Origin of the sequence: Brevibacillus parabrevis (assembly GCF_003710905.1) — a bacterium.
Lineage (GTDB): Bacteria > Bacillota > Bacilli > Brevibacillales > Brevibacillaceae > Brevibacillus > Brevibacillus parabrevis.
The window spans coordinates 449,366-465,679 of sequence record NZ_RHHV01000012.1 but is presented as its reverse complement, the minus strand read 5'-3'; the positions used below and the strand labels follow the sequence as shown (position 1 = coordinate 465,679).

The 16,314-nt window shown below is 51.1% G+C and carries 19 protein-coding genes; all 19 read right to left on the bottom strand.

Features of this window, described 5'->3' with window-relative positions; all coding sequences use genetic code 11:
- Positions 1-50: 50 nt before the first annotated feature.
- The 19 genes from EDM60_RS18190 to EDM60_RS18100 all read right to left on the bottom strand — a co-directional run bounded on the left by EDM60_RS18190 (position 51) and on the right by EDM60_RS18100 (position 16,302).
- Positions 51-1,799, bottom strand: coding sequence for a proline--tRNA ligase (locus EDM60_RS18190; protein ID WP_167470345.1), 1,749 nt, complete (start codon positions 1,797-1,799; stop codon positions 51-53).
- Positions 1,800-1,842: 43 nt separating this feature from the next.
- Positions 1,843-2,925 carry a flavodoxin-dependent (E)-4-hydroxy-3-methylbut-2-enyl-diphosphate synthase gene (gene ispG / locus EDM60_RS18185; RefSeq protein ID WP_122965223.1) on the bottom strand — a complete coding sequence of 361 codons (1,083 nt, stop codon included), beginning with the start codon at positions 2,923-2,925 and terminating at the stop codon, positions 1,843-1,845.
- A 50-nt stretch (positions 2,926-2,975) separates the two neighbouring features.
- Entirely contained in the window at positions 2,976-4,247 is a 1,272-nt protein-coding gene (gene rseP, locus EDM60_RS18180; protein ID WP_083955638.1) for an RIP metalloprotease RseP, read from the bottom strand.
- Between the two features lie 41 nt (positions 4,248-4,288).
- Complete coding sequence (locus EDM60_RS18175) at positions 4,289-5,437, bottom strand: 1-deoxy-D-xylulose-5-phosphate reductoisomerase (RefSeq protein ID WP_122965480.1); 1,149 nt, start codon at positions 5,435-5,437, stop codon at positions 4,289-4,291.
- Between the two features lie 39 nt (positions 5,438-5,476).
- Positions 5,477-6,262, bottom strand: a complete 786-nt coding sequence (locus EDM60_RS18170) for a phosphatidate cytidylyltransferase (RefSeq protein WP_122965222.1) — start codon at positions 6,260-6,262, stop codon at positions 5,477-5,479.
- A gap of 17 nt (positions 6,263-6,279) precedes the next feature.
- On the bottom strand, positions 6,280-7,050 hold the full coding sequence (locus EDM60_RS18165) for an isoprenyl transferase (RefSeq protein WP_122965221.1): 771 nt from the start codon (positions 7,048-7,050) through the stop codon (positions 6,280-6,282).
- A gap of 68 nt (positions 7,051-7,118) precedes the next feature.
- Positions 7,119-7,676, bottom strand: coding sequence for a ribosome recycling factor (gene frr / locus EDM60_RS18160; RefSeq protein ID WP_122965220.1), 558 nt, complete (start codon positions 7,674-7,676; stop codon positions 7,119-7,121).
- Positions 7,677-7,679: 3 nt separating this feature from the next.
- The gene (pyrH, locus tag EDM60_RS18155; protein ID WP_063227712.1) at positions 7,680-8,402 is read right to left on the bottom strand and encodes a UMP kinase; all 723 of its coding nucleotides are present in this window, start codon (positions 8,400-8,402) and stop codon (positions 7,680-7,682) included.
- A 157-nt stretch (positions 8,403-8,559) separates the two neighbouring features.
- Positions 8,560-9,447, bottom strand: coding sequence for a translation elongation factor Ts (gene tsf, locus EDM60_RS18150; protein ID WP_122965219.1), 888 nt, complete (start codon positions 9,445-9,447; stop codon positions 8,560-8,562).
- A 132-nt stretch (positions 9,448-9,579) separates the two neighbouring features.
- Positions 9,580-10,290, bottom strand: a complete 711-nt coding sequence (gene rpsB / locus EDM60_RS18145; RefSeq protein WP_063227604.1) for a 30S ribosomal protein S2 — start codon at positions 10,288-10,290, stop codon at positions 9,580-9,582.
- Between the two features lie 194 nt (positions 10,291-10,484).
- Entirely contained in the window at positions 10,485-11,132 is a 648-nt protein-coding gene (locus EDM60_RS18140) for a DNA polymerase III subunit gamma/tau (protein WP_122965218.1), read from the bottom strand.
- Positions 11,125-11,646, bottom strand: coding sequence for a DUF6115 domain-containing protein (locus EDM60_RS18135; protein WP_122965217.1), 522 nt, complete (start codon positions 11,644-11,646; stop codon positions 11,125-11,127). Before EDM60_RS18135 ends, EDM60_RS18140 begins: the two co-directional genes overlap by 8 nt.
- A 41-nt stretch (positions 11,647-11,687) precedes the next feature.
- Entirely contained in the window at positions 11,688-12,029 is a 342-nt protein-coding gene (locus tag EDM60_RS18130; protein ID WP_122965216.1) for a hypothetical protein, read from the bottom strand.
- A gap of 43 nt (positions 12,030-12,072) precedes the next feature.
- The gene (locus EDM60_RS18125; protein ID WP_122965215.1) at positions 12,073-13,488 is read right to left on the bottom strand and encodes a FapA family protein; all 1,416 of its coding nucleotides are present in this window, start codon (positions 13,486-13,488) and stop codon (positions 12,073-12,075) included.
- Between the two features lie 36 nt (positions 13,489-13,524).
- Entirely contained in the window at positions 13,525-14,313 is a 789-nt protein-coding gene (locus tag EDM60_RS18120) for a FliA/WhiG family RNA polymerase sigma factor (protein ID WP_063227608.1), read from the bottom strand.
- Between the two features lie 16 nt (positions 14,314-14,329).
- Positions 14,330-14,719, bottom strand: a complete 390-nt coding sequence (locus EDM60_RS18115; protein WP_122965214.1) for a hypothetical protein — start codon at positions 14,717-14,719, stop codon at positions 14,330-14,332.
- Positions 14,720-14,721: 2 nt separating this feature from the next.
- Positions 14,722-15,207, bottom strand: a complete 486-nt coding sequence (locus EDM60_RS18110; RefSeq protein WP_063227610.1) for a chemotaxis protein CheD — start codon at positions 15,205-15,207, stop codon at positions 14,722-14,724.
- Positions 15,194-15,820 carry a chemotaxis protein CheC gene (locus tag EDM60_RS18105; RefSeq protein WP_122965213.1) on the bottom strand — a complete coding sequence of 209 codons (627 nt, stop codon included), beginning with the start codon at positions 15,818-15,820 and terminating at the stop codon, positions 15,194-15,196. Before EDM60_RS18105 ends, EDM60_RS18110 begins: the two co-directional genes overlap by 14 nt.
- A gap of 5 nt (positions 15,821-15,825) precedes the next feature.
- On the bottom strand, positions 15,826-16,302 hold the full coding sequence (locus EDM60_RS18100) for a chemotaxis protein CheW (RefSeq protein ID WP_063227612.1): 477 nt from the start codon (positions 16,300-16,302) through the stop codon (positions 15,826-15,828).
- Positions 16,303-16,314: the final 12 nt, after the last annotated feature.

Below are 16,314 nucleotides of genomic sequence, written 5' to 3'. Positions count from 1 at the left end.
TAGGGGAGTACCCCGTAAAATTCGACAAAATCTTCCTTCAATCCTGCAAGCTACTCGATGCCAAACAGGGCGGCTCCCGTATGATCCACGCGAGCAAGCATCGCTTTCACTTCGGATACGAGGTCTTCCAGCTTCACGTTTACGGTTTCTCCATTTTTGCGGACGCGTACTTCGATCGTGCCTTCCTGCGCCGCTTTGTCCGATACGGTAATGCGCAGCGGCAGTCCGATCAGGTCTGCATCCTTGAACTTCACGCCAGCACGCTCAGGGCGGTCATCGAACAATACTTCCACGCCTGCTTTTTGCAGGGCTTCCGTAACTTGTTCGCTGATTTGGCGCTGCTCCTCTACTTTAACATTGACCGGGATCACATGTACATGGAAAGGCGCGACAGCTACCGGCCAAATAATCCCATTCTCATCGTTGTTTTGCTCGATGACCGCTGCAATCGTCCGCGATACGCCGATACCGTAGCAGCCCATGATCATCGGCTGGCTGCGGCCGTTCTCATCCAGGAAGGTAGCGCCCATAGCCGTAGAGTATTTCGTTCCGAGCTTGAACACGTGTCCAACCTCTACGCCGCGCGCAAACTTGATCGCGCCACCCGTACGCGGGCATTCATCGCCTTCTGTGATGTTGCGCAAATCAGCATAGCGGGAAACGGCAAAATCGCGGCCTGGGACGACGTGCAACAGATGGTAGTCCGTCTCGTTGGCGCCGACGATGCCATCGTGCACGTCCTGCACGAAGTTGTCCGCAACGATTTCCACTTTTTCGGCATCGATACCGACAGGGCCGACAAATCCGGCAGGTACTCCCGTCACGGAAACGATGTCCGCTTCTGTTGCCAATCCAACGAAGGTTGCATCGTACATGTTTTTCAGCTTCACTTCATTCAGCTCATGATCGCCGCGAACGAGCACCATCACCAGCTTGTCGTCTACGCGGTAGATGAGGCTCTTGATGATTTGCTTCGCTTCGACTTGCAAAGCTTGTACGAGTTGATCAATCGTTTTGCTGCCTGGCGTGTGCACTTTTTCTTTTGCTGCCGCTTCTGCAGCTGGTTTTGTTGCTGGCTTGTACACGACTTCTGCTTTTTCCAGGTTGGCGGCAAAGTCGCCTTCTTCGGAATAAGCAATCGTATCTTCCCCGATGTCGCACAGTGCCATGAACTCATACGTGCCTTTTCCGCCGATCGCGCCTGCATCCGCTTCTACTGCACGGAAATTCAGGCCAACGCGGGTGAAAATGTTCGTATAGGCGTCGTACATCGCCTGGAAGTTGCGATCCAGTCCTTCTTGGGTCGTATCAAAGGAATACGCATCCTTCATGATAAACTCGCGGCAACGAATCAAACCGAAGCGCGGACGCACTTCATCGCGGAACTTCGTCTGAATTTGATACAGGTTGATCGGGAGTTTTTTGTAAGAGTTAATCTCGTCACGAACCAGACTGGTAATGACTTCTTCATGCGTCGGTCCGAGCGCAAAGGAGCGGTCGTGGCGATCGCGCAGACGTACGAGTTCCGGCCCGTACACGTCCCAACGGCCTGTCTGATGCCACAGCTCAGCCGGCTGCATCGCTGGCATCAACAGCTCCTGGGCACCTGCGTTGTTCATCTCTTCACGCACAATGGCCTGGATTTTATGCAGGGTCCGAAGCGCCAATGGCAGGTATGTATAAATACCGGAAGCCAGTTGGCGGGCCATACCGGCGCGGAGAAGCAGCTTATGGCTGGCAATCTCCGCATCCGCAGGCACTTCCCGCAAGGTAGGAATCAACATTTGACTTTGCTTCAACACGTGCGTGTCCTCCTTATGCCTCGTCAGCAATCAACAATGATCAGCCTACTTCAGTCGGCTTTTTCTCGTTGACCATTTCGTTAATTTCTTTCATCAACTCTTCGAACAATTCGTCTTCTTTCACTTTGCGCACAATTCTACCATTGCGGAAAATCAGACCTTCACCGTTTCCGCCCGCAACGCCGACATCCGCTTCGCGCGCTTCCCCCGGCCCGTTTACAGCACATCCCATGACGGCTACTTTCAACGGCACTTTCAAAGTGGAAATCGCATCCTCGACCTTTGTAGCCAAGCCGATCAGATCGATCGCACAACGGCCGCAAGACGGGCAGGCAATCACGACAGGATCGTTGTTCACGATATCGAGGCTGCGCAAAATCTGCTTGGCAACCTTGATTTCTTCTACCGGATCAGCCGTCAAGGATACGCGGATCGTGTCGCCGATTCCCATCGACAGAACTGTACCGATGCCGACGGAAGACTTGACCGTGCCGGAGAACTGTGTTCCTGCTTCTGTCACCCCAACGTGCAGCGGATAGTTGCGTTTTTGCGCCATCAGCGAATACGTCTGGATCATCGTCGGCACATCGGACGACTTCAAGGAAATGACGATATTGTCGTAGTTCAGGTCTTCCAAAATTTCCACGTGGTCAAGCGCACTCTCGACAATCGCTTCTGGCGAAGGATATCCGTACTTCTCCAGCAGTCGTCTCTCGACCGAACCGGAGTTTACCCCGATGCGGATCGGAACGTTCCGCTCGCGGCAAGCCTCCACAACGCGCTTTGTTCTTTCAATGGACCCGATATTTCCCGGATTGATCCGGATTTTGTCGATGCCGCTTTCCAGCGCTGTCAACGCCAGCCTATAGTCAAAATGGATGTCAGCAACAAGCGGCAGCGGGGAACGCTCCTTGATTTTTTTGATGGCGAGCGCTGCGTCTTGATTGATGACGGCTAGGCGGACAATTTGGCAACCAGCATCGTGAAGTCTTTGAATCTCGGCCAGTGTTTTTTCTACATCACGCGTGTCTGCTGTCGTCATCGATTGAATTACTACGCTTTTTTGGCCACCGATTTGCACGCCTCCCACAAAAACCGGTTTCGTCTCCTCGCGCTTGTACATTTTGCACCATCCTTTAAATTTGTCTGTATTCTACTCATCATGATAGTACGTTATTGGAAGAACAACCGTTGCAGATCGTTCCAGGTTACAACAAGAATCAGCAACATCAAGAAAGCAAAGCCCAGAAAATGAACCATTCCTTCTTTATGCGGATCAACCGGACGTCCACGCAGCGCTTCTACTGCGAGGAAGGCGAGTCTTCCTCCGTCCAGTGCCGGAAGCGGCAACAGATTGAACAGTCCGAGGTTGATGGAGAGCACGGCTGCCCATTTCATCAAAATGGCCATGCCTTGCTGAGCAAACTCTCCGGTCATCTTGAAGATGCCTACTGGCCCGCTCAGGTCGTTAAGCCCGACTGAACCCGTAAAGAGCATCCCTAAACTTTTCAAAATCATCGCCGTGAACTCGTAAGTCGAGGACGCGCCGTACTTCAACACTTCTCCCGGGGCGTACGTCAACGGGTTCGTCACCATGATTTTGCCCACGTTATTTTCGTCTTTTCCGACCTTGACCAAAACCGAGTTGCGCTGTCCATTGCGCTCGTACTCAAACTTCATTTCCTTGCCCGGCGACGTACTGATAATCTGGACGATTTCTTTCCAGGAAGCCACAGGCTGTCCCTGAATCGAAATAATTTTGTCTCCTTGCATCAAGCCAGCTTCAGCCGCTGGTCCATTTGCCCTGACTTCGCCCAGATACGGGATGTCTTTCGGCACGCCGTACAGCAGACCGATAGCGATGAACAACAGAAACGCCAGCAAGAAGTTGGCAAAAGGTCCGGCGAAAATCGCCCAGAAGCGCTGCGAGATCGTCTTTCCTTTAAACTGTCTGTTCAATGGCGCGATCTGCACCTCTTGTCCATCCTTGACCAACTGCGCCTGCGGATGAACGGAAAACTGGCGCTCTTCTCCTGCCACATCCACTACGATATGCAAATCGTTTTCCAAGTCAAAACGAACCACTGTCCCCGTGATCGCACGAGGGGAAGCAGTACCCGGTCCGTCCAGCAAAATATGGGTTACCTTTCCTAACGCATCCCGCTCCAAACTTACTTCCATGTGCGGTTTCAACATATCCATTTCGGGGTCTTCGCCCGCCATGCGGACCATACCTCCAATGGGGAGGAGGCGAAGCGTGTATTCCGTTTCTCCCCGCTTCACGCGAAAGATTTTCGGCCCCATTCCCAGCGCAAATTCGCGGCACAGAATCCCGGCTCTTTTAGCCAAGAGAAAGTGCCCCAGCTCATGCACGAAAACGAGCGCACCAAAAACGACGACAATCGCGAGAATTGATTCAACGGAATCCATGTTGGGAAAAGGCAAGTGAACAGCCACCTTTCGTTGGAGTGTCTAGATCCAGTCTCTTAAACGGACGCAAGCGCATGAGCGCGCGCCCACTGATCAGCCGCAAAAATCTCGTCCAGCTCGGGATTATGTACTCCCTCATGGGCCTCACACGTCTGTCTGACAACCTTTTCGATGTCGAGGAACGCAATGGCGCCTTTCAGGAAAAGGTCGACAGCGACTTCATTGGCTGCATTCAGGACAGCGGTATGCGTACCGCCCGCTCTCCCGCATTCATACGCCAATTGTAGCAGAGGATAGCGTTCAAAATCCATGGCAGCAAAATGAAGCGAGCCGATTTTGACCAGATCAAGAGGTTCTGTACTCAAATTTTGTCTGCCGGGATACCCCATGGCGTACTGGATTGGCACCTTCATGTCAGGTGTGCCCAACTGCGCCATAACGGCCCGGTCTTTGTATTCTACCATAGAGTGAACGATACTTTCATAATGCAGCACACAGTCAATGTGCTCGTACGGCATATCAAACAGCCAATGGGCCTCGATTACTTCGAAGCCTTTGTTCATCATGGTAGCCGAATCAATGGTGATTTTTGCGCCCATACTCCAGTTCGGGTGCGCCAGTGCTTGCTCTACCGTCACCTGTTGCAGCTCCTCGCGGCTCAAATGGCGGAACGAGCCTCCGGAAGCAGTCAAGATGATACGGGCTACATCTTCTGCTCTTTCTCCTTGCAGACATTGAAAGACAGCAGAGTGCTCGCTGTCGACAGGGATGATGGCAACCCCTTTTTCTTTCGCCCGCTTCATCACAACGGGACCTGCGCTCACCAGCGTTTCCTTGTTTGCTAGTCCAATCGTCTTGCCCGCTTCGATAGCGGCAAGAGTAGGAGCCACGCCTACGCTGCCGACCACCGCTGTCATGACAAAGCTGGCGGCATCGTGGCAGGCAACCAGTTCAAGCCCCGCTGATCCGAAAACAATCTCGGGTTTATGTCCGCTTCCCAACTGTTCGCGAAGCTGGACAGCCGCTTGCTCGCTCCCCACCGAAACAAGCTCAGGCCGAAACTTTTCGACCTGCTTGGCAAACAGCTCCACATTCGTCCCTGCTGCCATGGCGACGACAGCAAAATCTTCCGGGTGCTGTTCAACCACTTCCAAGGTGCTTGTTCCAATCGAGCCAGTCGAACCCAAGAGCGCTATTTTTTTCACTGATTTCACCCTCTATATCTCTTCTATATGCACCAGGTTTCAGACGATACCTAGTAGATGCAAAACCGGAAAGACAAGCAGAAAACTGTCAAAGCGATCCAGCACGCCACCGTGTCCGGGAATGAGCTGTCCTGAATCTTTTACCTGAAAATGACGTTTGAATGCCGATTCTACCAGGTCGCCCATTTGTCCAATGATGCCGGCAACCAGGGCAATCGTTAGTGCCTTGTCAAATGCTATGCTGCCGAAGCAAGCATTGATGACGATCACGATCAGAACGGCCGCTGCCAGCCCGCCAAGCGCGCCCTCGACCGTTTTGTTCGGACTGATCTCGGGCCAGAGCTTTCGCTTTCCGATTGCTTTCCCGACAAAATAGGCCCCCGAATCTGTGGACCAGATCGCAGCAATCACAAGCGCAGTGAGCATCAATCCGTCTGGAAGATTGCGGGCTGCGGCCATGTATGTAAAACCGAAGCCTATGTATAACGCCCCCACCAGTGTAAGGGCGACGTGTTCAATGTGAAACTGATTTTTCCGCAGAACGGAGTAAATCAACAAAAGCAAAAGGACAGGCAGCATCAGATCCGGCATGCTGATGCGAAGCCAGTCAGAAAACGCGAGCGATGGCCACAGCAAACTGGCCATGAGCACGTATCCGAGTATCCCTGCCACATTGAATGGCTGAATGCCAGCCATCCGCATAAATTCAAAATGGCCTATGACGGCCAGTAATAACACCAAAAGTGAGTACCAGGCTCCACCTTGGTAGATAAAAAACAGAAATGCCGCTCCACCAATCAAGCCTGTTATGATTCGTTGCTTCAACTGATTCCACCTCTCGGCTATACCGCCCCGTAGCGACGAGCTCGGCCTTGGTATTCCACAATCGCTTGATAAAAGTGTTCACGGGTAAAATCAGGCCAGAGCACATCCGTAAACCACAATTCTGTGTAAGCCAATTGCCAAAGCATAAAATTACTCAAGCGAATTTCTCCACTGGTGCGGATCAAAAGATCAGGGTCTGGAATATCGCTTGTATACAGATAGCGGGAAATCGCCTCTTCATCCAGGTCTTGTGGATCGAGTTCGCCCGCTTTTACTTTCGAAGCCAATACGGAAACAGCTTTGACGATTTCGTCGCGGCCACCGTAATTCATGGCAAAGCACAATTGAAGCCCTTGATTGTTTTGCGTACGTGCTTCTGCTTCCAAGAGAGCATCTAGTGTATGCGACGGCAGCTCGTCTTTGCTGCCGAGCATGCGGATACGCACGTCCCGTTCGATCAATTCATCCAATTCTGTCGACAAAAATTCCTGCGGAAGCTTCATGAGAAAATCCACTTCGTCCCGCGGTCGCTTCCAGTTTTCAGTAGAAAAAGCGTACATGGTCATGTAGCGCACGCCGATCTCGTCAGCAGCTTTTACGACTTCCTTGACCGTTTTCATGCCTGCTCGATGCCCGGCGACCCGGGGTAAATTGCGCATTTTGGCCCAACGACCGTTGCCGTCCATAATCACCGCAACATGCTGCGGGATTTTCCCGGAACGATCCAACTCGGCTGGTACCGTTTGTTTTTCCTTGCGGCTCCATTTGCGCGCCAGATGTTCTAACATAAAGTGTTCCCCCGTAATGAGAGATATAGACGTGCATCCCCCTCAAATGAGGGGGATCGCCCTAAAATTTATACTTCCAAGATGTCTTTTTCTTTGTCTTTTACGATCTTGTCGACTTCAGCGATGAACTTATCTGTCGTTTTTTGGATCGTTTCTTGATGACGATGGGATTCATCCTCGGAAATGGTCGCAGCCTTTTCCAGCTTTTTGATGTCATCGTTCGCATCACGACGGATGTTACGGATGGCAACTTTCGCTTCTTCTCCGCCTTTTCCAGCCAGCTTCACCAATTCTTTGCGGCGTTCTTCTGTAAGCGGAGGAATGATCAGGCGAATGATTACCCCGTCGTTGGATGGAGAAATGCCCAAATCGGACTGTTGCAGCGCGCGGTCAATTTCTTTCAGCGCTGTTTTGTCCCAAGGCTGGATGGTCAGCATGCGCGGCTCCGGAACGCTGATGTTAGCCAATTGGCTGATTGGCGTTGGCGAACCGTAGTAGTCAACCATGACGCGGTCCAGCATCGCAGGGTTAGCACGGCCAGCGCGGAGGCTGGACAAGTCTTTTTTCAAAGCGAGGATCGCTTTGCTCATACGATCTTCCATGTCTTTTAGCACTGTTTGTGGCATCGTTTATTCCCCCTTCACTAGAGTACCGATTTTATCGCCCATTACTGCCCGACGAATATTACCTTCTTCGGAAATGTTAAATACGATGAGTGGGATGCTGTTATCCATGCACAAGCTCGATGCGGTCGAATCCATTACTCCCAATCCTTTGTTGAGGACCTCCAGGAATGTCAGCTTATCGTACTTCTCTGCATTTGGGTCCAGGCTTGGGTCAGCGGAGTAGACCCCATCGACCTTGTTTTTCGCCATCAAAATGACCTCTGCTTCGATTTCAGCAGCGCGCAGGGCAGCCGTTGTATCTGTAGAAAAGTAAGGATTACCCGTTCCCGCAGCGAAAATGACCACGCGCATTTTCTCCAGATGGCGAATGGCGCGTCGGCGTATGTATGGCTCGGCTACCTGTCTCATCTCAATCGAGGTTTGAACACGAGTCGGGACGTTCACTTTTTCCAACCCATCCTGCAAGGCGAGTGAGTTCATAATCGTGGCCAACATCCCCATATAGTCGGCAGTAGCCCGATCCATTCCTTTTGAGCTTCCGGAAAGTCCGCGCCAGATGTTACCTCCTCCGACGACTACGGCGACTTGTACTCCCAATTCTACGATTTCCTTGATCTGGTTCGCTACGGAGAGAATCACCTTCGGGTCGATTCCGTACCCGAGGTCTCCCGCCAGTGCTTCCCCACTCAACTTTAACACAACCCGTTTATAGGCAGGAAGTGGCATGTGAAACGGCCTCCATTCATGAATCATTCTCTGTGCGCCTCCTGCATTCCTTCTGCAAGCTGCGGCACACATTGCTTTTTACGTGCAGGAGAGTTTCACATGAAGTGAAACTCTCGCTTTGAAAATAGGGAACACGAAGGTGTTCCCTATACCTTTATTACTGCTTATTCACTTGAGCCATTACTTCAGCTGCGAAGTCTTCTTGTTTCTTCTCGATACCTTCGCCTACTTGGAAGCGAGCGAAGCCTTTCAAGGTAGCTCCTGCTTCTTTCAACAGAGCAGCTACTTTCTTGTCTGGATCTTTTACGAATGGTTGCTCAACCAGTACGTATTCTTCGAAGAATTTGGAGAGGCGGCCTTCCACCATTTTCTCAACGATGTTAGCAGGCTTGCCTTCAGCCAGCGCTTGGTTTTTCAGAACTTCGCGCTCGCGTTCGATCTCGTCTTGGGAAACTTCTTCGCGATTAGCGAAACGTGGGTTGGACGCTGCTGCGTGCATGCCCAGGTCTTTAGCCAGCGCTTCGTCTTGTGTACCTTCCAAAGTGACCAGAACGCCGATTCGTCCACCCATGTGCAGATAAGTACCGAATACGCCGCTATCGGATTTCTCGGACAGAGCGAAACGACGGAAGGAGATGTTTTCTCCGATAGTCGCGATTTTTTCGTTGATGACGTGAGCCAAAGACTCGCCAGCACCTTTGAACGGTTGCTCCAGAGCTGCTTCAACGGATGCAGGGCGTTGGGATACAACGTGTTCTGCGATGTCTTTCACGAGTGCTTGGAACTCAGGGTTTTTCGCTACGAAGTCTGTTTCGCAGTTTACTTCTACAACTGCTGCTACGTTACCAGCAACTGCTGTAGCTGTCAAACCTTCTGCTGCGATACGGCCGGATTTTTTCGCCGCTTTCGCGATACCGCGCTCACGGAGCAAGTCAATTGCTTTTTCCATGTCGCCTGCTGTTTCTTCCAGCGCGCGTTTGCAATCCATCATACCTGCGCCTGTACGCTCGCGCAGTTCTTTAACCGCTTGTGCACTAATTGCCATTGAGTGAAACCTCCTTGGAAAGTTACGATCCTAGTATAGGGGGAATGCAAGTCAACTGTTACAAATGCTTGCTAAGAAAAAAAGGGTGGCCGGGGGCTCTGACACCCTCAGTCCACCCTTTTACACACTTGCTTACGCAGTTGTTGTGGCTTGTTGCTCTGTGCCTTGGTTGCCTTCCAGCAGAGCGTCTGCCATTTTTGCAGTGAGCAGTTTAACAGCGCGAATTGCGTCGTCGTTACCTGGGATCACGTAGTCGATCTCATCTGGATCGCAGTTAGTATCTACGATAGCAACGATTGGGATACCCAATTTGCGAGCTTCTGCTACAGCGATGCGCTCTTTACGAGGATCGATGACAAACAGTGCGTCTGGCAATTTATCCATGTGAGCGATACCGCCGAGGAATTTCTCCAGGCGATCCATTTCTTTGCGCAGTACGATAACTTCTTTCTTAGGCAATACTGCGAAAGTGCCATCGTTTTCCATACGTTTCAGCTCAGCAAGGCGAGCAGTACGTTTTTTGATGGTAGTGAAGTTAGTCAAGGTACCACCCAACCAACGTTGGTTGATGAAGTAGTGACCTGTGCGCTCAGCTTCTTCTTTTACGGATTCTTGTGCTTGTTTCTTCGTACCAACGAAGAGCACTTTTCCGCCGTCTTGAGCGAGTTCACGCACGAAGTTGTACGCTTCCTCTACTTTTTTAACGGTTTTTTGCAGGTCGATAATGTAGATTCCGTTACGTTCGGTGAAGATATAGCGAGCCATTTTCGGGTTCCAACGGCGAGTTTGGTGACCGAAGTGTACACCAGCCTCGAGCAATTGTTTCATCGAAATTACTGCCATATTTCACACCTCCTTCAAAAATGGTTTTTGTGATGCCTACCTCCGCCTCACCGCATGTTCCAAGCAATTCTGCCAGTGGCAGCACCGTTGCCGGAATTGGTGGACGTGCGATTTCAACACCGTAAATGAATATATCATATGGGTCTTTCAATTGCAACAAACGAATCCCATTATTTTTGCAAAAAAATACCGCCCTATTTTTTCGGCGGCGTAGTAATCAGCTTGACGATCTCTTCCTCAGAAGCGGGCAGGGAAACCTGATACGTCCCTACGCGAATCCGATTCAGCTTGTCCATCGTACGCAGCTGGTCGACAAAATGATTGTTTGCAGGCAAAATACCTTCCTTGACGAGCGTAGCTGCAACACCCTCTGCCGTCGCCTTGTATGGCACGGTAAAGGAAGCGGTCTTTTTCACGACGGGAGTCTCGACCGCAGGTGCTTGTGGCGTCTCTGTCTGTGCCGGAGCTGCAACAGACTGTACCTTGCTCTCAGCGGCTGACGACGTCTCCTGGACGCTATTCACGCTTGGCGGTGTCCCTTCATTAACTCCAGGAGTTTGGGGCTTGGCAGCCGCAGGTGTCTTCGTCTGCTCGACGTTTGGTGCCACCGGAGCTTTTGGCGCGTTTGGAGCAGGTTGCACGTTCACTTTCTTTTCTTCCTGCCACTGTTTGTATTCTTCAGGCGTAAGCACGACCATTTGCAGCTCGGTGGCAGCCTGCTTGATTTCAGCCTCGGTTAGCGCAGGACTGGGCGCCCCGCTTTTCGGAGCCATCAGCCCGAGAGCCGAAGCAGCCACGATCAAGCCCGCGCCGAATCCAAATAACAATTCGCGTTTACGCATCGGCAAAACCTCGCTCGTTTCTTTGCGCCAATGAGAAAATCAGGTCGATTTCTCCCCGGCCCGCCCCCAGCCGTTTCGCAATCTCGTCTGGAGCGAGCCCTTCCTTGCTTAACTCAAAGACGCGCCGATAGCGTTCCCGCAAGGCAAGCATGTCGACTTGCTCCGATACAGGCTCTGCGCTTTTGACTGGCGGAGCCTCTACAGCAGCGGCGGTTTCGCGAACGACTACTCTTTCATCCAACTGTTGTTCCAGTTGCTCCACGCGCTTTTGCAAAAATTCGATTTCACGAAGCAAATCAGCCCTTGTTTCTTGCCATTCGGCAGAAAGAAGGGCGGTCTCCTGCTTGAACTGCTTGTTCAAGCGTTGCAGGTTTTTTTCAATATCTGCCTTGTCAGTTGATCGTGATGTCTGGATGGCGGCAGTATGATCAGCAGGCGACTTTCTTTGGATGAACAAAGCAAGCAGCATGGTGATGATTCCTGCGCCAATCAGGATGATGTACACTTGATCCATGTTGGCCACCTTTACTTCTGGCTTGTCAATTTCTGTTCCTTTTATAAGGAAATATCAATGAAGCGTCCGCGCATCGGATCTCTCATGGAGACCGAGGAAGGGGCATTTTGGTCTTTTGCTGCGGCATTCTTCTGTCCTGCGGAAGAGCTGTCACCTGACTCATCATGCTCTCGCTGTTGCCCCTGCTCCCTATCGCGAATCTGATTTTTTTGCGTTTCATCAATATCCGTCGCACGATGGCGCATGTGCGCGTCCAGTTCTTTGCGCTGATCGATCATCGATTGCGTTTCATGCATGGACCGTTGCATCTGGTGCTCTTGGATTCGGCCGACTTCCAAGGTGCGTGGCAATGCCACCTGCAATTCCACTGCTTTCAAGCTCATGCAGCCCAGCCCCTTCCTCGCCTCTCGAAATCACATTCGGCTATTAGATGAGTGTTGCTGTACTGATCTCCCCATCGAGAACGATAAATCGCGTACGTGCATACTCGTGTTTGATAAAATGCACAAGCTTGCCGAATGTCATTTTGATCCCGGGGTACATGACGTGGTACGCTTCGACTGCCGCAGGGCCTTCCCCTTTCAGCTCGCTCTCCAAATCTTTTCTGCGCGCTTCCAGCTGCTTGCATTCTTTTTCGAGAACAAGCCGCGTGTTGGTCAGCTTGATTTGCATGATTCTTTTCTCGGTGGTAAGCTCCTTGCCTGTTTGCAAAATTTGATTGAGCACACCCAGGCCTTGATCCGTTTTGCGTAAATTTTCATACACATTTTGCAAATCTTTCTGGATGTTCGAAAGTTCCTGACGCAGTTCTGGCTTCACGCCTACTTCCAAGAGTGTAGGTGTAGCACTGGTGTTGCCGAAAACTCTCGCAGCAATTTTCTCTCCCGCTTGCAGGACGCCCCCGATGATAATTCCTTTCGGGCCTTTGCAAATAATTTGCTTCCCTGCACGCACATTGGAAAACATGATGCTTTGAGACACAATCACCTGATTGCCAGCGGTGACGTTCGCGTTTTGAATAAAGGATGTGCGAATGTCCTTGCCGGCAACAATCGCCCCTTTGTCTTGGGCAACAATGCCACTTTTGATCTCGATAGAGCCCTCCGCGTACAACTCGGCGCCTTCCACGCTTCCCAGTACACGGATGTCACCAGACGCCTTCACCCGAAAACCGTTTAGTACGTTCCCGCGAATGACCACCGTTCCCACAAAATCGATGTTGCCTACACCAAAATCGACATCCCCTTTTACTTCAAAGACGGGAAAAACATTCAGCTTGTCGTGGTCGGTAAAGGAAACCTGTCCATCAATAGCGGCGTAAAGCATCGTGCGCTCCTGATTGTGCACGACATTTTTGCCTGGCTTGAGATTGATTTCCTTGCCTGCTTTGGGAGCGATGGGCTCTCCGGTAACTGCTGTCCCTGGAGTTCCAGAGCTAGCTGGAGTCTTGCGGGCCAAAAGCTGTCCTTTGGCGACATTCGGAATACTGGTTATGTTGTAATAATCGACGCGGCCGTCTTCCAGCTCTTTCGGCCCTTCATTGTCTGAAACAGTCGCCAAGTACGGGTACTCGATGATGGCGTCTGCGCCTGGGACTGGAGCCACTCCGCGTGCAATGGTAACCTTGGCATTGGCATACTTCGCCGGAAAAGTACATAGCCCCTGCACGACGTCTTCCAAAATGCCAGCCTTCACTTTTTGCTGTTGCAATGCGTTGTAAATATCCGATTCCACGACGACAATGTTGTCGATGTCTTCTTCATCTACGCGCAAAATGATATCTGCTTCTAATTTGTCTGCGGATAACTTGACCTCTAGTCTATAATTCCCGATCCCTTCCATACATTCTACCCCTCTCAAGCTTGGGTAAATTTCTGTTTACAGTAATTGCGACTTCCATCTTGACAATGCGGAACGAAGTCGGAAAAGCGCCTTTGAATGAAGCTGGGAAATGCGTGAAGGCGACAAGCTCATGATCTCAGCAATTTCCGACAGCGTCAGCTCCTCGAAATAAAACAGGGAGACGACGAGTCTTTCTTTTTCAGGAAGCTTGTCAATCACACCGACCAACACTTCTTTCAGGCTGCTGACTTCTGCTACCGATTCCGGGCGAGGAGTCAGCTCGTCCACGATGTAGGAATGTCTTGCGGTTTTTTGCTCGTCCTCTTCCCCTACTGCCTCGTCAATGGAGACCATACTAGCCAAAGAGGTTTCCAAAAACACCTGCTGCAGATCTTTTTCGCTTATTCCGAGATATTCGGACACTTCCTGATCGGTTGGCATTCGCAGCATCTGCTGTTCCAAAGTGGTGTACGCTTCTTCGATTTTTTTGGCTTTGTCTCGAACGGTGCGAGGAATCCAGTCATTTTCACGCAGGCCATCAATCATGGCTCCACGAATGCGCCACATGGCATACGTCTCGAATTGCAGTCCCCGCGTATGATCGAATTTGGCCAAAGCATCCAACAGCCCAAATCGTCCGTAGCTAATCAAGTCGTCCTTGTCCACATTCGCTGGCAAATTGATCGCCAGACGATTCGCCACTTTGTCCACCAGCGGCAAAAATTTAGTGATCAGGTCAACTTCCGCCTCGCGACTGCCCTCTTGCTTCCACATGACCCATTTATCGAACTCTTTTGCTTTTTCTTGACTGGTTAGCCGTGCCACGAATAGTCACCAACCTTTACTCATCTGTTAAGCGCCTAACGACCTCTGCAACGGTGGCTGGGTCCTCTGACGGATGGATCGTTTCCAGCTTGGTGAAGGACAGCGGAGAAAATGCTTCTGCTGCCGCTTGCTCTCCCGTTTGACCTGGCGGATTCGCCTCATCCCCGCCATCGGCCAGAGGAGCATTCAACTCCTCTTGGCCGCCTGCTTCTGCAGACTGGGCTGGTGTTTGCGTAACGAGCGCCAGCACAAAGCGAATCGGGAAAGCGGCAAGGAAGAATATCACCAGAGCAATGCCGGCTCGCTCCAAGGAGACCAACCAGACATTACTCGCAAGCGCCGTGCACAATGTAATGACAAAAGCGAGCAACCCCATGCCTGTATTTATCCAAATGGTTCCCAACATTCTTATACTTCCTTCACACCTTGATTTACCGTACGGATTTGAAGAACTCCATTTGTGGCATCCATCTCTATCGTCCGACCGCAGTTTCCCCCTGTATCTTCTGCCACGATTTTAATGTGTGCGTCCTTCAAAGCCTGCTTGCAAGCCTCGACGTTTCTCGGCCCAATCCGCATCGTATCACTGTTTCCCAAGAAAGCGAACATTTGTGCTCCACCCGCGATTTTGGCAACGATGTTTCGGGTTTGCGCCCCTGCCTTTTCCATCAGATTGATCAGATGGGGAATAGCTGTATCTGCGTACTTTCCAATCGTCAGTTCTCCGCTTTTGGCCAGCGAAGACTCTGGAAGCATAACATGTGCCATTCCTGCAATTTTATGGGTCTGGTCGTAGAGGACAACCCCTACGCAAGAACCTAGACCAGTAGTTCGTAATTTACTCGGCGGCTTTGCCACACCGAGGTCGGCCATACCTATCTTAATAATCTCCATCGAACGGAACCCCTAATGAACGAAATAGAATAGGAAGCGATTCAGGATCAGGTATAAGGAAAAAATTCCCTTTGACTTTCTCGTTGCCTTCAAAAAATGCTGTGTCAATCGTGAGGGCAAAGTCACCCGCTTGACCCAACGCTATCAGTCCGTAGCTAAGAATAGCTCCAGCCATATCCACAGCGAGTGCAGGCACGGAAGGCTGCAAATTAAGCTGTGTAAAATCCGCCAGCGAGGAGAGATAGGAACCTGTCAAAATATTGCCGATCTCGTGAAGCGCAGAAATCTCTAGCTCTTCCCATTCATAGACATCCTTGCTGATTCCCGTAATTTGTTCAAGCAGGTATCTCGCGGAATCCAGATCGAGAATGAAGAACATGTTTCCCGGACAATCGCCTTCCACACGAAAAAATACGGCAAGGACAACTGCTTCGGCTCCGCCGACACAATCTGCCACTTTGTCAAACGGGATGATGTTGACCTGGGGCACTTTCATGTCGATCTCTTTTTGCATCAGCTTGGAGAGCGCCGTTGCAGCATGTCCTGCACCGATATTCCCGATTTCCCGCAGCACGTCAAATTGGAAATCTCCAAACTTTGTGAAATAGGCCATCTTTCTTACCCCTCAATTGAGTCCAGCTGTTTAATTTCCTCTGTGCTCAATACTTTATCGAGATTCAACAAAATCAAAAGCCGCTTGTCCAGTTTTGCTACTCCTCGCAAGTAAGCCGCCTCCACGCCGCCTACAACCTCAGGCGGCGGCTCGATCGCGTTGACCGGAATATCGATAACGTCGTTGGCTGCATCGACGATCAGCCCGACTTCCAGCTCGCCTACCGCTACGATGATGATGCGCGTCGATTCGGAATAGAGGCTTTCTTCCAATCCGAAGCGATTGCGCAGGTCGATGATCGGCGTCACCACTCCACGCAGGTTGATTACGCCTTTGACAAATGGAGGCGTGCGTGGAACGCGAGTGATGTGCTCCAATTTTTCGATGGATTTCACCTGGTTGACTTCTACTCCGTACTCTTCATCTTTCAAACGGAACACAATCACTTTGACTTCGCTTACGATTTCTTTTTGATCGAGCATGTGACTGCCCCT

Bases quoted from the DNA above. Each gene is read 5' to 3' on its own strand.
- ispG (WP_122965223.1), bottom strand. From the start codon at position 2,925: ATGTACAAGCGCGAGGAGACGAAACCGGTTTTTGTGGGAGGCGTGCAA.
- EDM60_RS18165 (WP_122965221.1), bottom strand. From the start codon at position 7,050: ATGTTAGAACATCTGGCGCGCAAATGGAGCCGCAAGGAAAAACAAACG.
- frr (WP_122965220.1), bottom strand. From the start codon at position 7,676: ATGCCACAAACAGTGCTAAAAGACATGGAAGATCGTATGAGCAAAGCG.
- pyrH (WP_063227712.1), bottom strand. From the start codon at position 8,402: ATGCCACTTCCTGCCTATAAACGGGTTGTGTTAAAGTTGAGTGGGGAA.
- tsf (WP_122965219.1), bottom strand. From the start codon at position 9,447: ATGGCAATTAGTGCACAAGCGGTTAAAGAACTGCGCGAGCGTACAGGC.
- rpsB (WP_063227604.1), bottom strand. From the start codon at position 10,290: ATGGCAGTAATTTCGATGAAACAATTGCTCGAGGCTGGTGTACACTTC.
- EDM60_RS18140 (WP_122965218.1), bottom strand. From the start codon at position 11,132: ATGCGTAAACGCGAATTGTTATTTGGATTCGGCGCGGGCTTGATCGTG.
- EDM60_RS18135 (WP_122965217.1), bottom strand. From the start codon at position 11,646: ATGGATCAAGTGTACATCATCCTGATTGGCGCAGGAATCATCACCATG.
- EDM60_RS18130 (WP_122965216.1), bottom strand. From the start codon at position 12,029: ATGAGCTTGAAAGCAGTGGAATTGCAGGTGGCATTGCCACGCACCTTG.
- EDM60_RS18125 (WP_122965215.1), bottom strand. From the start codon at position 13,488: ATGGAAGGGATCGGGAATTATAGACTAGAGGTCAAGTTATCCGCAGAC.
- EDM60_RS18115 (WP_122965214.1), bottom strand. From the start codon at position 14,719: ATGTTGGGAACCATTTGGATAAATACAGGCATGGGGTTGCTCGCTTTT.
- EDM60_RS18110 (WP_063227610.1), bottom strand. From the start codon at position 15,207: ATGGAGATTATTAAGATAGGTATGGCCGACCTCGGTGTGGCAAAGCCG.
- EDM60_RS18105 (WP_122965213.1), bottom strand. From the start codon at position 15,820: ATGGCCTATTTCACAAAGTTTGGAGATTTCCAATTTGACGTGCTGCGG.
- EDM60_RS18100 (WP_063227612.1), bottom strand. From the start codon at position 16,302: ATGCTCGATCAAAAAGAAATCGTAAGCGAAGTCAAAGTGATTGTGTTC.